Here is a 643-nt window from a genome sequence, read left to right on the forward strand (position 1 = left end):
GTTGAAGACTACAACGTTGATAGGCGAGATGTGGAAGTGGTGTGAGCCATTGAGCTAACTCGTACTAATTACCCGTGAGGCTTAACCATACAACGCCAAAGTGGTTTTGTTTGTTAGAAGTTAAGAAATAAAGTAGACGATAAGAATTTAATACGCTTTTCCAGATTTTAAGTAAGGTGACACCCTCTGCATAAGTGCAGAAATCAGTTCACCTTGCGCAAATGAAATGCTCGCAAACAGCGCGATGTCATTAAGCATTTGCACGAAAGAATTTGCTTGGTAACCATAGCATTTTGGAACCACCTGACTCCATGCCGAACTCAGTAGTGAAACGAAATAGCGCCGATGATAGTGTGGGGTTTCCCATGTGAAAGTAGGACATTGCCAAGCTCCAAATAAAAGAAACCCGTTGCAGTAATGCAGCGGGTTTTTTGCTATGTGCGATTTAAAAAAGTTGTAGACAGAGCAGTGTTGTCTATTCATCCATGAAGCTGGGTTGGATGGTGCATGCAGTACTTATACCAAATTGATTAAATTTATGATCTAATGTCAAAATCCAATTTCCATCTATGTGATAGTGATTTTGCAGCCTTCTGAATTTATTAAGCTCTCCAAACAAACTAAAGATCCAAGAAAGAAAGTG

2 rRNA genes are annotated in these 643 nt (G+C 39.8%); both read left to right on the top strand.

What is annotated here, in order from left to right:
• Positions 1 to 89, top strand: a 23S ribosomal RNA gene (locus IY568_RS24440); the annotation flags it as partial.
• A 186-nt stretch (positions 90 to 275) separates the two neighbouring features.
• A 5S ribosomal RNA gene (gene rrf, locus IY568_RS24445) occupies positions 276 to 390 on the top strand.
• Positions 391 to 643: the final 253 nt, after the last annotated feature.

Origin of the sequence: Pseudoalteromonas sp. PPB1, from assembly GCF_015356275.1 — a bacterium.
Classification (GTDB): Bacteria; Pseudomonadota; Gammaproteobacteria; order Enterobacterales; family Alteromonadaceae; genus Pseudoalteromonas; species Pseudoalteromonas rubra_D.